This is a genomic window from Rhodococcus sp. 15-649-2-2 (assembly GCF_002258645.1).
GTDB lineage: Bacteria > Actinomycetota > Actinomycetes > Mycobacteriales > Mycobacteriaceae > Rhodococcoides.
In genome coordinates, this window is the sequence record NZ_NPFM01000011.1 from 53,669 (window position 1) to 66,910 (window position 13,242).

Here is a 13,242-nt window from a genome sequence, read left to right on the forward strand (position 1 = left end):
GACCGGTGATGCCGCACAGATCCACCCTGCCGAGGAGGTAGCCGCGTGTTGATTCGCGAGTATGCGGCTGCGCTCAAGGCTCGATGGCTGATCATCGTGGCGACGACGATCGTCGGAACCACTGCGGCCGTGCTGTTCTCGCTTCTGTCCACACCTGCCTATCAGGCCACCACTCGCTTCTTCGTCTCGACCACCGCTATCACCGCCAGTGACGTCTATCAGAGCAATCTGGCCTCGCAGCAGCGCGTCGTCTCCTACGCCGAACTTCTTACCGGACGCACACTGGCGCAGCGGGTTGTCGATCAGTTATCCCTGCCCATCGGCGCGGACGCACTCAGTGCGCAGATCGAGGCAACGTCCACACCCAATTCGGTACTGCTGGACGCGTCGGTGCTCGATACATCCCCGCTGCGGGCCCGCGACATCGCCAACGCACTCGGAGAGCAATTCCCCGCACTCGTCAGCGAGTTGGAGACACCAGCCGACGGTGGGACTGCGTCCGCGTCCGTAGCCGTAGCCGAAGCCGCCGAGACCCCTACGGCACCGGTGACACCGAAGAAGCTGCGCAACGTGATTCTGGGCATGACGATCGGGCTGTTGGTCGGCATCGCCGGAGCTCTCGTTCGGGACAGGCTCGACAACACTGTGAAGAAAGTCGGTGAACTACAGGAGCTGACCGACAGCGTGTTGGTGGGCACCATCCCGTACGCCAAGAAAGTGCGCGACACCGCAGCCATCGATTTCGGCCGGTCCACTGCCCCCGTTGCCGAGGCGTACCGGGAACTACGCATGAATCTGAAGTTTCTCGCCGTCGACAACCCCCCACGCCTACTCTTGATCACTAGTTCCATTGCTGGAGAGGGCAAATCGGTCACCGCCGTCAATCTGGCACTGTCTCTGGCCGAGGTGGGCAACAGGGTGGTTCTGGTGGACGCCGATCTGCGAAGGCCACGAATCTCGGAGTATCTCGACATCGTCGGATCGGTGGGAGTCAGCTCGGTCCTCGCGCACGAGGCCACGGTGGACGAGGTCATTCAGACCACAACATTCAACAATCTGTGGGCGCTGGGCGCGGGGCCCGCACCACCCAACCCGAGCGAGCTGCTCGGAAGCGCTGCTGCGCAATCACTCCTGCATGAGCTCAGGCGCGCATTCGATTACGTAGTGGTCGATTCCCCTCCGGTGCTACCGGTCACCGATGCCGCAACACTGGCCACCCAGTGTGACGGCACGATCCTGGTCACTCGCTACGGTTTCACTCGACGCGACGAGGTGAGTAGGGCCGCGGCCAATCTGGAGACGATCGGCGCGCCACTTCTCGGGGTCGTCATGTCGGTGGTGCCGACGTCGAAGAAGTCCGAGTACCGCTACGGATACGACTTCGAGTCGGGCCGTACCCCGGCCCGAGTTCCAACACCACCGACCATCAGCACCAACCGGCACTGATCGGATTCGTGGGACGTGCGTCCGCATATCGGTGGTCGATTGATGAGTGGTAGACCCAGTGCGTCCACGACAGAATTGTGCGGACTGATCGCGTTCGCCGCCGCGGCGGTGTTCGTCGCGTTGGCTGCGCCGTTGGTGGCCATCGTTGCGGTCTGCGTGACAGCGGCAGCCGTCGCGGCGATACTGTCGATCCGAAGTATCCGGTGGGCTTGGAGCATCTACTTTTTTGCGCTGTGCGCCAACGGCCTGCAGGTCACGGTCGGCGGTTTCACCCTCCGACCCGAATACCTCGCAACGCCGTTGTTCCTCGTCGCGCTTCATGCCTACGCGGATCGCGAACCCGGGGCCAGAACTCGATCTCCATTCGCAGTGGGCTTGATCATCGGCTCGGTAGGGGTAGTGGCCGTGGGACTCACCTCCAGTGTGTTGTTCGCGCCCGACACCGCAGCAAGCCTGCGCATGGCGGTGCAGTTGATCACGGCACTGATCGTGGTGGTGCCCATGACGCAGGTGGCACTCGACCACGGATTTGTGGTGCGCTCGGGTACCGCAATCCTGTCGACGATCTCGGCTTTCAGTGTGCTGAGCTTCCTCATCGACCCGAGTACCCGGGTCGACGGCCTCGCCTTCGAGTACAACATCATGGGGTGCCTGTGTGCCGGGTGGATCGGTGTCATCTACTTTTTCGCAGACGACCGAACCGTTGTGACCCCGCGGGTGCTGCTGCTGGCCGCTCCCATCCCCGTCGCACTCGTCCTCACCTCCACGCGCGCGGCGTGGATCGCGCTCGCAATCATCGCCGTCTGTGTGATGGGCAGAAGTGCGAGAACCTACCCGGTGACCATCGTCAGCTCATTGCTGGCTTTCACGGTCGGGCTCGCGTATCTACACGACGTCTACTACCGCGTGGGCGACACGGACACGTTCCTGTGGCGGGTGGTCCACGTCATCGATACCGAAAGCGGCACCGGGGCATATCGACTGCAACTGTGGAACACGGCAATCGACCAGATCGCCACCCGTGACTGGAGCGCAGCGATCGGGACCGGGTTCAACTCGTTCTCACAGTTCAATCCGGTCGACCCCACCAACGTCGGTGCCGCATATCTGAGTTCGATGTGGTTGACGCTGATCTACGATGTCGGGTTCTTCGGGTTCGCCTTTTTCGTCGTGCTCGCGGTGAGCCTGATTCTCGGTGTGCGGCAGAAGAAGCATGCCCTCCCCCTGTTCGTGGCACTGGCCATCTGCACGTCGGTGACCAACGTGATCTGGTTCGCGTTTCCGTGGGTGTTCATGGCCCTTACGGTTACGGCGCGACGAAAGGAGTCGAGCTCCCCGCCGAGCGGGACCGACGGCCGCGGGCCCAGCCGTCCTCGGCAACGCCGACGGCACCGAGTGTCGGTGATCGCGTGAACGACCGTAGACACGCGATAGTGCTGTCCTCCTTCACTGTTCACCCGGATATGCCCAGCGAACCCGGTATCGGCTGGCAGTTCCTCATCGCCACACTCGAGCATGCTCGAACGGTAGACGCGACGGTAATCTTGATGACGATGCGTCGTTCGGCCCAGGCGTGTTCCGGGCGGATCCCCGCCGAGCTCGAGCAGCACCTCGAGATCGTCACCGTCGAGATCCCCCTGGCTCCGCCGTTCTTTCGATGGCACTATCCACGGTTCACCCGTATCGAACACGAACTGTGGGTTCGATTGGCCGTCAAACACATCCGCGAGATCGATCGAACGTACTCGGTTGTCTATGCACACCACGTCACATTTGCCTCGGAGATTCTGTCGACGCCGATCACCAGGATGTCGCCGAGCACCTACAAGGTCTGGGGCCCGATCGGCGCGGGCGGCGTCGCCGAGGTGTTCGCCATCTCCCCCACCTCACCTGCCTCACGTAGGCAATGGTTTCTGCAGACGGCGCGCGATCAGCTGGCCTCGATCCCGGCAAAACATATCGCTCGTCGATGCAACTTGGTACTTGCACAAAACGGAGCGATGGAAGCGACTGTCGCACAAACAGATACCCGATGCCGACGGTTCCCCAACGTCGTCGTCGATCTCCCGACTACTCGGCCTGTTCGGACCGAGCACGACGGCATCGTAGTCCTGGTCGTCGGGCATCTCATCACTCGCAAGCGCCAGGAGTTGGCGATCGAGGCGTTGGCGTCGAGCAGGTTGCAGCATGCCCACCTCCATATCGTGGGCTTCGACAGCACGAGCCACGGGGCGTATCTGCATCGACGCGCAAAGACGCTTGCCGTGCAGGATCGAGTGACCTTTCATGGATCGCTCGACCGCGCAGCGGTATTGGACATGATGGTCCAGTCGGATGTGTTGATGCATCCCTCAGGACGGGAAGGCGCGAGCGGCGTCGTGGGCGAAGCGGCGGCCTGTGGGCTACCGGTGGTGTGTTTCGAGCGGACCGGAGCAAGTTCTGTGCTCGAGGATTCCCGTACATCCGGGGTAGTGCTTCCGGCCGATTCGGCCACCACCCGGGACATGATGGCGGAAGCCATCGTTCGCGCGTCGACCATGAAGCGCATCAGCACGACGCAGTGGACGAAGCAACGGTTCGTCGGCCTCGCTGCGCAGCTCTACGCCGAAGGCCTTGCGTTCGATTCTGCACTTCCCGACCGGGCGGGTCGGCCGTGATGACCACCAGTGCCGACGTGGAGAACTCGTCCGTAACTCGGGCGAGCGTACTAATCCGCACTCTGGATCAAGGCCTGTGGTCCCTCGGCTTCTTCGTCTTCAACGTCACGGCCGGTGTGTCGTTGACGGTGAGCGAGTTCGCATCTCTGTCGGTGGGTGCAGCACTGGGTTTCATCGCCGTGGGCACCTCCCGGGCGTGGGGGATCTATGCACCGATAGTGGACGCGGCGAAGATCGGGGTGCGTCCGGAAGACTCCATCGACCGGTGGTCGAGCTGGCGGGGCACCATTGCCTTCGCGACCGTCGTCGCCATTGCCTCGTTCCTATGGATCGGCCGCGGCGGTGAGTGGGGATATGCCGCCGCGGTGGCAGCGTTGGTTGCGACGATGGTGATCTCCGATCTGCCGCGTCAGGTCCTCATCATCCGAGGCAGCTACTCCCGCGCGGCACTGTTGGCGGCCCTCTATGCCCTTGGTGCGCTGGTCGCTGCCGGTGCGCTTGCGCTCGGTGTCGACAACACCGCGCTGCTGCCGATCTGGTTCAGCACCTTGCTGATCGTCCTCGCGTCCGGGCTCGTCTTCTGCGGCACGTCGACCTCCACCACCAAGTCCGCTTCCCACTTCTCCATCGCATGGCGGATCACCGCGGAGGCCGTCTACCTCGGGTTCGGAAGCCAGATCGCCACTCTGCTGCTGTATCTGATCCAGGACGACACCGCCACTGCCGGTATTCGGTTCGCCTACTCGCTCGTGTTCGCGCCGGCGTTCGTCATCATCCAGAGCATCCAGCCGTTGATCTTCAAGCAATTCGCCACCCTCAGTGCGCAGGGCACGCGCGCCGTTCTCGCGGTCTCGGTGCGGTGGAACATTGCGATGGCTCTCGGCCTCGGCGCGTGCGGGCTGGTGGGGTACACGGCGCTCTCGACGGTGTTCTCCGACATCGGTCCCGCCACCGCGCTGCCGTACGTGGTTCCAGTGGGCTTGGCGATTCTGTCTGCACAGACTTTCGAGGTGGCGCTGATGGCCACCCGTTTCTTTGTCGGTCCCGTCTTCACGCACCGAGCGCGCCTGGCCTCGGTGCTCATCGATGTCGGGAGCCAAACGATCGGCGTATTCGTCGGTGGTGCAACCGGTTTGGTCTGGACGCTGATAGTCCTGAGCGCGCTACGCATCGCAGGATCGGTGGCGATGCTCATCGTACTGCCACGACGCGACAGAGCGGAGACGTCATGAGGGTCTTGTTCGACGGGTACTACTGGTTCGGCGGTCCGCCCGCCGGCATCGTCATCACACACGAGAAAATCGCAGCGTGGCGACGCGAGTTTCCAGATGATGTGCTCACAGTGGCGCTCCGAAGGAGGCCCTCTCCCGACGAAGCGTCGGACTTGGAACGACAGGGGCTGCGGTGGATCCGCACGTACCTGCCGACGCAGCCGCTGAAGAACATGCTGGAACTTTCGCTTCGAGTACGTCTCGGCCCGTACGACATGGCGTGGGGTTCGAATTATTCTCCGCTGCTGGGCAAATCGGCCGTCTTCGTGCATGACGCACTCTTCCAGTCCAACCCCGAGTGGTTCACCACGATCGAGCGCATCTATCTCTCCCCCATCATGATCGCCGCACGCGCGGCGAGCGTGTTGTTCGTCAGCAGTAATACCGAGGCGGCTCGCATCGTTCAGCACAACCCACGCCTGGCACCGACAGCCGTCACCGGCTTCGGCATTTCTCACGCGCTGCTCGACGCGAATCCAGCACCACCTCCTGCCGCCGACCTTCGGCCCGGCTCCTTCGTGCTGTCCGTCGGGCGGTTGAATACGCGAAAGAACTTAGCGACAACGCTATCCGCTGCTGTGCACTCGGGAGCGATCTCACCGAGCCGTCCGTTCGTGGTGGTGGGTCCGGCAAACGGAAAGGCCGACCAGCTCGAGCAGCGGGTACTCGCGGCTATCGACGACGGCTCGATTCGGTACACCGGCTTCGTCGAGACCGAACACCTGGCGTGGCTGTATCGCAACACCGCTCTGTTCGTGTACCTTTCGCTGAACGAGGGCTACGGGCTACCCCCGCTCGAGGCGCTGCGTCTCGGCGCACCCGTGCTGGTTAGCGAACGGCCGATCTTCAGAGAGCTGCTCCGTGAGTCGGTACGGTACTGCGATCCCACCGACATCGACGCAGTGGCGCAGGCCATGAAGCTCAGCCTGTCCGATGGTCGACTCCCACTCGCGTCTGACTTCGAGTTTCCGTCGTGGGAGCACATGGTCCACACCATGCGTGGCGCGATGACCGATACGAAAGGCAAGTCCCGTCGGCGGTTGACGTCGTGACGCGGTGGCGCTTGGCTGCCGCTGCGATTGTGGTGACGCTGGTAGCCGCAACGGGGTGCAGCAGTACATCGGACACTTATCGACCGGTCACGGCCACAACGACCGATTCCGTTGGGCAGCAACCACTGTCCAATAAGTTGGCCGCATCGGACGATCCTGTCGACATTCTGCTCATCGGCGACGGCACGGGCATCTCGCTCGGTAGCTGGGTGTTCCTGACCATGCAGAGCCTGGCGCAGGAGTACGGCCGGCCTGCTGTGATCCACGAGTGGGATGTTCTCGCGGGCGCGGGGTACGTCGACCCGCCGATATCGGTTGCCGATGGCGTCGGCACGCCTATCTCTCTATGGAACGCGTCGGTGTCACGCAACGTGGAGTTTCTGACGAACGCTCTTCCCCAGAATCGTCCACCGCCGGATATCGATGTGGTGTTGGTGAGCAACGGTCTCGACATGGGCCCTCGAACCCTCGCCGCCGAATCCGTTCCCCTGCTGCGCACACTTGCCGAGACGTACCCGCAGGCGTCTGTGGTCGCGGTACTCCAACCGGCACCTCGGCAGCCCGAGGAGCTCGGCATGCAGGTGAAGGCCAACGTTCACGATCTGGAGGTCTCCGCCCGGAAGAACAACTTCCAGGTCATCGACGCGGCGACGACAGTAGATGGAGCCGAGGGAACTTACGACGGCGAGAGTCGGTACCCGACCCCCGAGGGATACCGCCTTTGGTCCGTCTCCGTCACCGATGCCCTCATCGCAAACATCAGTGTCCCTGCACCATGAGGGCGCGGCGGACGGTACTTGTCTATCTCGCGGTCTCGGTGCTGTTCGTGGCGTTCAGTGGAATCGTCGGTTGGCAGGTCGGCACACGGTCCCAGCCCCAGCAGGCAGAACCGGCACCCCCACCCGCACGTTTCATTCCCGATTCGGTGCCGGTGGTTGCATTCTTGGGCGACTCGTACAGCAAGGGCATCGGTGCCTCCACGAACGGGAAGCGATGGACCACGCTCGTCTCGGCGGCGATGGGATGGTCGGAGCTCAACCTCGCCGAAGGGGGCTCCGGCTACACCACGAGCTATCTCGGCCAGAAGACCGACTACGCAATTAAACTGGATGTGGTTGCCGCGGCCCAGCCGGATATCGTCATCGTGTCTGGTGGGCGCAATGACTATGAAGCCGGTACCGCAAGCATCACTGGCGCGGTCGCGTTATCCCTCTTCGAGGCCATTGAGGCGGCAGCCCCGAACGCTGAGCTGATAGTCACCAGCCCGATCTGGGACTCGACCGAACCACCGGCGGAATTCGCGACGCTCCTCGCCGGAGTGAAGCTAGCGGCCGCACAGGCAGATGCCCGGTACCTCGACATCGGGGAGCCACTGGCCGGTCATCCAGAGATGATCGATCCCGACGGCCTGCATCCGAACGAAGCTGGCCACCGGGCGATTGCCGAGGCGGTGGTGAGCATGACGGCATGACGGCATACCTTGCGGTTCGGATGAACCCCGCCTGCCTGCGTCAGATCGGGGAGCGTCGTAGTCAGAGCCAGGCCACCCCTAGATCCATCCGGACAAACGGAGGTGTACCACGCTCGCAGTGTTCACCCCCGACCACCACGACCGTCTCAGTCTAGGCCGATACCCTCCTACGTGAGACGCAGGTGACAGAGCCAGTGCTCACTGGTCCGGCCTCTTACTCAATCCACTCAAAACATATGCTGAGGTTATGTAGTGACACTCACACCGCAGAACAACCTCACCCCCGTCTCAATCCCTTCCAAGGTTCACCAACCCTCGCGCCGCGAGGCGCATAGCCTCCCTCGACCTGCACGTCGCAATGCGATCCACTCAGTCGACAAAAACACGCTCCTTGCAGAACAAACGGCCCCAGATCGGGCCATCCATCGGGTGCCGGTGTTAGCCGCCTGCACACGTCTACTGATACGGGCATCCGCCCGGCACGAGAACCGGAATGACCGAGGACCTACATATCACAGCGAGTCTCACGCGTGATGATGTGCAGTGAAAGGCTTAACCCGTCATACTGAGGAAGGGTTGACTGTACGCCTAGGCAGCAGCACTTACCCGACACTTCGATCGAAAGTCGAGAAAACGATGGCCGTAACATCCTCGGCAAGTCTTGACCTTGAACGGCCAGACAGCCTGAAGTCTGCGCGCAGGGCTTTTTACTACGTATATATTGCGTGCACCCTGGGCACAAACACCGTGCTGCTCATTCCGAGGTCACAGGGTAGCGTCACAACCGGAGGCGGAGCCCTCTTCCAAGGCAGCTGGATATTACTCCTCGGTTTAACAATAATTGCATTGCTTTCCATCCGTAAACACCACGGCCCGAACCTCTTTTTTGTTCTCATGGTGAGCGCTTACATCATCTCGTCAGCAATTTGGTCGGTCAACCCAACATCTACACTAACTTACGGGGCAATGCTATGCGGAAACATCCTGGTCGCATACATGCTGACCTGCGACTACGATCTTCGGCAAATCCTGAAAATGTTCTCGACCGTAATTCTTATTCTGACGATTGCAGGTTTGGCTGCATACGCCGCAAGGCTCTCTTTTAGCTTCTATTTCGACCACCAATCTCGGGCGAATCTACTGGGACTGCAACCACTTCGCGGACTCTTTCCTCACAAGATCACCGGAGGGTTGTACGCCGTGATGGGGGCCGTGCTCGCATTAAGCCTCCAACGGGGTATTTTTCGCGTTTCGTCTCTTGCGGTGTACACCATTTTCATAGTTCTAACTGGGTCCGCTTCTGCTATCATTCTCGGTCTGACAGCGACATTAATTTTTGTGCTCACAAACAGTGCGGTACGAAGTAAAATTCGACCCGGAGCGTTCGCGATTCTTTTTCTAGGCGCATCCGGCGCTGCTTCGATCACGGTACTCATCAAACAGGCTACGATCTTGGAACTACTGGGACGCGACAGCACACTGACAGGAAGAACATACCTGTGGCAATATGGACTTAACGAATGGCGCGAAAGACCAATATTCGGATGGGGATTCAATGGGTACTTTACTTCCGATATTGCACAGTACATTCAGAACATAGGGGTCTTTCGAAATTATAATGTACCCCACTTTCACCAGTCATACATTCAGACCCTGGTCGACCTTGGACTCGTCGGGCTCTTAATCATGATAGGAATGATTCTTTACTCGCTTTACTGGAGTTACCGATCATCAGTTCAGGAAGCTTCTAAAACGGGTGTCGCAGCTTTCACACTTATCTTGCTGATAGCCATCGGAGGTCTTGCTATATATGTCATGTTTGAATACAATCATTTCGCCACATTCACGTTATTTACCATATTTCTTGGCCTGCGATCAGTTCAGCTCCGGGGTTCGGACTCCAAGTACGGGGTTACCGATATAAACCATGCACAAACCACCCGTATAGTACCGCACCCATAGGGTAACAATTTACACGCACTGCGGTGCATAACCTTTGCACAAAAAGCCCACCATTATCACCTTACCGAAGCAAAATGAGCGCGGGATTGGCCCGGCGACTCCCCGCTGACATTAACTACAGAATACTCGATCTGCACACATGTCACCCGAAAATTTAGAGAATGCATCGATATCGCAGACTCGGCCATTACAATTACTAGTTCGGTAAACCATTGCCGTACAGTCATACAAGATCGCCGTCCAATCGAGAGTTTAGTATTTGACAGAAGAGTTGGCCGATTGTATTCATTGACTTCCCAGCGTCGGGAATGGCCAGAGAAACCGCCCTACTGGTGTCTGATACACCCTGCGACACTTGGTGATGTAGAGAGCCAGTAGCAAGTATTGACCCACGACCAAGCCTACGCACCCACCGATTGGCCCGAAAGTCGGGACCAGCGAGGCGGCAACAGCGGCGTTGACGAGGAGCCCGACGACAACAAGCACGGTGCCGAATGAAGCTCTGCCCAATCCAGCTAAGCTCGGATAGATCACCTTGCAGGCGGCTGTAGCCGGCATCGAGATTGCCAGTACTTGCAGCAAGAGCACTGCCTCGTCGTATTCTTCACCTACTATCAGCTGCAATAGAACTGGCGCACCGAGAACCATCAAGATCGCTATAAAGATAAATAGCCAAAACAGACCCGCCGCCACTTTGGCGGTCTCCAATATCGTACTTTTTGCGTCTTCCCCATTTCTAGCAGAGTGCGAGAATAGCACCATGCCAAGAGCTGATGCAATTTCGAGGAAAATCTCGTTAACGCGTATAGCAGCGAAATATTGCCCGGCAGCCTCCGAACCATCAAAATATTGTATGACGAACATCGAAATTCTATAGGAGAGCATGATGGCAAAAAGATTGAACGCGAAGATCGCACCGTATTTGAACATTCGGAATAGGCGGCCGAATTGAACACTCAACCGACCTGCTTTGCGCAACGCTAGAACGAATAGAACTGGGAACGAGATTACGCCAGCCGCCGATTGCACCCATATGCTTAAATCAAATGTGACAGCGGCGAACAAGAATAACAAGACAATTGAGATCGAAACTACGATATGCGGGAAGGCTTCACTGATAGTAAAGGACCGAATATCACCACTTCCCAAGAAAACCCCTTGCAGGAGAGTCATACTCAGTGCAGAAAACACCCCAGCAGCTATTATGCCGATGCTCGCAAAAACCGAAACACCCGGCAATTCACCCGCGTATAGAAGACAAACTACGATAGTGGACGGCAAGGCCAGTATTGGCAGAATACACAACGTAGTTCCCAAAACTTCGGCAACTGATATATTTTCATGCGCGATGTCATAAGCAAAAGATTGACGCAGACCTAAGCTACCGAGGATTCCGACTAGCGCAAAGGCTGATGTTAATATTCCGAACCAACCGAACTCAGAGGGAGACAGGGCTCGAACCAGGATGATCAGGGTAACGAACTGTACCGCTCGAATCAGACTACGCCCACTTAGAACGGTCACTGCTTGAAGCAGTATCTTCTTCATTAGAATTCACCAGTTCTTTCGGCGAGGAAACGCTGCCACCTGCACTTCGACGGGCTCTGTCTCTCCAAACAAATACCGCCGAGACAAGCAGTGCGCGTTGACCGGAGGCGAGCTAGACACGCCGATGCAGCAGACGAGATGCAAAGTTGCGCAAAGGTAGCCAAAGACCGCTTACCAAGCCTGAAAGAGCCACAATCAACACCGGCCATCTCGGCAGAGCGGAACGTGCATGTAGCATCGAGACACCGCGCGAAATCTCTTTCAAATCGCGTGTAGCGAGCGCGGCACGTAAGTAGATACTGACGATAAAGTCTGCGTATGCCTCGTCGTCCATCCCACGCGAGTGCCTCTGCACGAACCGAAGTGACGACTCAAGATTGTTTTGCTTCGATACCGACCCCGTTGACGCCTGCGCGACGTGTACAAGCGGTTGTTCGACAAATATCAATCTCACATCTTCGCGTTCCTGAAGGCGAAGAGCAAAGTCCCAATCCTGATGCTTACGCAGCGTCGCGTCCCAAAGACATTCGCGTGCTATCCGTGATGACACAACGAAGCTGCTCGATTGCACCAGGCTGTACCCAAAACGGACGTTTGGTCTTCTCACCATATATGAGGCTAAGGTCTGCTCTTCAGAGACAAACGGAGTGATCGGCAAACGGCGCATGTCCGATCCCGAGTGGAACCAAGCGGAGCCGAAACAGAAGTTCGCGTCGGCCTTCCTCATCGCGGCGATCTGCACTGTCAGCTTATTCGGTTCCCACCAGTCATCATCGTCCAAGAATGCGATGTAGTGGCCCGAACCGAGCCGTGCACCTTCGTTTCTTGCAGCGGCACCGCCCTGACCTGCGTTTCCTACAACTTGTGCTAGATCTCCAACAGCTGACTTCACCTTCGTTATCATTTCAGGGCGGTCGACTACCACTACAATCTGGGTCTCCACGCCTGTCTGTCGATGAGCGCTCAGCACGGCCCTGGAAAGCTCCGGTCGGCCGATTGTTGGTATCACAACTGAAACTGTAGGGTTCATTAGATGCTTGTCCCTTTACCCTCGTTCGCGTTCTTACCTTTTCGTTTAAGAAGAAAATATGCGAGGATGATCGGTTCGATGAGATATCGGAATGCTAACCGCCTGGGGTCGCGAACTAGTCGGAAGAGCCACTCTAGACCTAGGTTTCCCAATTTTCGTGGCGGCATTCTTTGAAAACCACTCAATTGATCGATTGCGCCACCGACGGTCGCATAGATCGCGTCAGGAAGCCGATCATAATAGAAGTCTAGAACAATCTCCTGCTTCGGCATTCCTAAACCAAGCAGCACTAAATCCGGTGCGAATTCGTTAAGTTCGTCGAAGTCATTTATGATTAGGCTGGACAACTCCCCGTACCCGTTCCATCCATGAACACGTACATGCGGCATAGTTTTCGAAAAACGATCTACTACGGCATTGTTGGACTCAGGAGAGGCGCCGATCACGGCAATGCGCCTAACTCCGATTGGGCCGCACTTTTCCATTTCCAGAATCCAGTCACACGAGCCCACCCTGGTTTCTGCGTAATTATCTGCTTTTTTCGTTCCAAGTTGAAGCATTAGCCTTAACGGGAATCCGTCGATTAGCACTGCATCGGCAGTCTGGTAGCTGTTCGAGAAGTCACTGTTAGTATGTGCAAGAAGAACACTGTGCAGGTTGTGGTTCATCAATCTTCTTTTCCCGCTAGTCGACCGTATCCAGTTGATTACCTCCGAAGAAGTAGCGGGTGTTACAGAGACCTCAAGAAGTGGCACTTTCACAAACTGCATGACGCCGCCCTCACCCAAGTATGCGGTATCATATT

General features: G+C 58.3%; 11 protein-coding genes. 8 read left to right on the forward strand and 3 right to left on the reverse strand.

Annotated elements, in window-relative coordinates; all coding sequences use genetic code 11:
* The first annotated feature begins 45 nt into the window (after positions 1-45).
* From CH305_RS05320 to CH305_RS05345, 8 genes are all read left to right on the forward strand, one after another.
* Positions 46-1,446, forward strand: coding sequence for a polysaccharide biosynthesis tyrosine autokinase (locus tag CH305_RS05320; RefSeq protein ID WP_094608608.1), 1,401 nt, complete (start codon positions 46-48; stop codon positions 1,444-1,446).
* A gap of 42 nt (positions 1,447-1,488) precedes the next feature.
* Complete coding sequence (locus tag CH305_RS05325) at positions 1,489-2,859, forward strand: O-antigen ligase family protein (RefSeq protein ID WP_094703034.1); 1,371 nt, start codon at positions 1,489-1,491, stop codon at positions 2,857-2,859.
* Entirely contained in the window at positions 2,856-4,103 is a 1,248-nt protein-coding gene (locus CH305_RS05330; RefSeq protein ID WP_143545251.1) for a glycosyltransferase family 4 protein, read from the forward strand. The genes CH305_RS05325 and CH305_RS05330 overlap by 4 nt, the downstream gene beginning before the upstream one ends.
* The gene (locus tag CH305_RS28945; protein WP_179278196.1) at positions 4,103-5,335 is read left to right on the forward strand and encodes a hypothetical protein; all 1,233 of its coding nucleotides are present in this window, start codon (positions 4,103-4,105) and stop codon (positions 5,333-5,335) included. Before CH305_RS05330 ends, CH305_RS28945 begins: the two co-directional genes overlap by 1 nt.
* Positions 5,332-6,426, forward strand: a complete 1,095-nt coding sequence (locus CH305_RS28950) for a glycosyltransferase family 1 protein (protein ID WP_179278197.1) — start codon at positions 5,332-5,334, stop codon at positions 6,424-6,426. The genes CH305_RS28945 and CH305_RS28950 overlap by 4 nt, the downstream gene beginning before the upstream one ends.
* 137 nt (positions 6,427-6,563) lie before the next feature.
* On the forward strand, positions 6,564-7,205 hold the full coding sequence (locus CH305_RS28955; RefSeq protein ID WP_179278198.1) for a hypothetical protein: 642 nt from the start codon (positions 6,564-6,566) through the stop codon (positions 7,203-7,205).
* Positions 7,202-7,897: an SGNH/GDSL hydrolase family protein gene (locus CH305_RS28960; RefSeq protein ID WP_179278199.1), complete on the forward strand. Its 696-nt coding sequence runs from the start codon at positions 7,202-7,204 to the stop codon at positions 7,895-7,897. Before CH305_RS28955 ends, CH305_RS28960 begins: the two co-directional genes overlap by 4 nt.
* A 636-nt stretch (positions 7,898-8,533) precedes the next feature.
* A complete protein-coding gene (locus tag CH305_RS05345) occupies positions 8,534-9,859 on the forward strand; it encodes an O-antigen ligase (RefSeq protein ID WP_094703038.1) in 1,326 nt (441 codons plus the stop codon).
* A gap of 285 nt (positions 9,860-10,144) precedes the next feature.
* Here the strand turns inward: CH305_RS05345 and CH305_RS05350 are convergent, their stop codons facing one another.
* The 3 genes from CH305_RS05350 to CH305_RS05360 all read right to left on the reverse strand — a co-directional run bounded on the left by CH305_RS05350 (position 10,145) and on the right by CH305_RS05360 (position 13,105).
* On the reverse strand, positions 10,145-11,407 hold the full coding sequence (locus tag CH305_RS05350) for a lipopolysaccharide biosynthesis protein (RefSeq protein ID WP_094703039.1): 1,263 nt from the start codon (positions 11,405-11,407) through the stop codon (positions 10,145-10,147).
* 112 nt (positions 11,408-11,519) lie between these two features.
* Positions 11,520-12,416, reverse strand: coding sequence for a glycosyltransferase family A protein (locus CH305_RS05355; RefSeq protein WP_179278200.1), 897 nt, complete (start codon positions 12,414-12,416; stop codon positions 11,520-11,522).
* Between the two features lie 20 nt (positions 12,417-12,436).
* Positions 12,437-13,105 (reverse strand): WecB/TagA/CpsF family glycosyltransferase, encoded by a 669-nt coding sequence (locus tag CH305_RS05360; protein WP_179278201.1) that lies wholly within the window; start codon positions 13,103-13,105, stop codon positions 12,437-12,439.
* Between the last annotated feature and the right edge of the window lie 137 nt (positions 13,106-13,242).

Coding starts and splice junctions, on each gene's coding strand:
- CH305_RS05325 (WP_094703034.1), top strand. CDS start 1,489: ATGAGTGGTAGACCCAGTGCGTCCACGACAGAATTGTGCGGACTGATC.
- CH305_RS28945 (WP_179278196.1), top strand. CDS start 4,103: ATGACCACCAGTGCCGACGTGGAGAACTCGTCCGTAACTCGGGCGAGC.
- CH305_RS28950 (WP_179278197.1), top strand. CDS start 5,332: ATGAGGGTCTTGTTCGACGGGTACTACTGGTTCGGCGGTCCGCCCGCC.
- CH305_RS28960 (WP_179278199.1), top strand. CDS start 7,202: ATGAGGGCGCGGCGGACGGTACTTGTCTATCTCGCGGTCTCGGTGCTG.
- CH305_RS05345 (WP_094703038.1), top strand. CDS start 8,534: ATGGCCGTAACATCCTCGGCAAGTCTTGACCTTGAACGGCCAGACAGC.
- CH305_RS05350 (WP_094703039.1), bottom strand. CDS start 11,407: ATGAAGAAGATACTGCTTCAAGCAGTGACCGTTCTAAGTGGGCGTAGT.
- CH305_RS05360 (WP_179278201.1), bottom strand. CDS start 13,105: ATGAACCACAACCTGCACAGTGTTCTTCTTGCACATACTAACAGTGAC.